This window comes from Halomonas sp. GFAJ-1 (genome assembly GCF_000236625.2).
GTDB lineage: Bacteria > Pseudomonadota > Gammaproteobacteria > Pseudomonadales > Halomonadaceae > Vreelandella.
In genome coordinates, this window is sequence record NZ_AHBC01000080.1 from 1 (window position 1) to 620 (window position 620).

Annotated in this window: 1 protein-coding gene; it reads left to right on the forward strand. The window is 37.7% G+C overall.

Features of this window, described 5'->3' with window-relative positions; genetic code table 11:
- Positions 1-161 precede the first annotated feature (161 nt).
- On the forward strand, positions 162-620 hold a 459-nt coding region (locus MOY_RS17220; protein ID WP_009102083.1), incomplete at its 3' end, for a hypothetical protein.

The following is a 620-nucleotide window of genomic DNA, read 5'->3' on the forward strand; positions in this document are numbered from 1 at the left end:
GAAGACGCAGCTGCCAGAATAATTAAGAATGCTAACAACTATGTAAAACCTTTTTTAAATCACCAGCGAGAATTATTAATATCACATCTAGTGCTGCAGAAATATTTCTTAATGAGCAAGCAACCTCACGAGCCCAACTATTTTAACTTGGTTTCAAGTATATGAAGAAAATACATATTTTTAATAGCTTCAAAACTGAACACGGAGGAAGCGAACAGGAAGCCCTACACTTAGCTAAGATGCTTTCAAAGCATGTAGAGGTAAAACTTTGGGCGAGCACCTCTCGCGCCTGCCCTAAATTAATGGAAAAGTACGGCATACAAAAAATTTCGCTCCTTACTAAGGGTAGCTACCCTAAGGGAGGCACTTATGTCTTTGTAGGCTGCCACTGGCGTAATAAGCTTTGGCCTTATCTAATACCTCGCCCAGAAAGACTCATTAATATTTATAATACTTTTCATCCTAAACATGTAAAGCTAACCTCACATCACCCTAAATTACTCAGGTGGCCTGATGTTGAGTATGTTGTTGTGTCTAATTACCAAAAAAATGCTGAAAATATAGATGCAAAGGTTTTCCCGTCACCCATTGATATTTCTACATTTCTTCAACATAAAGAA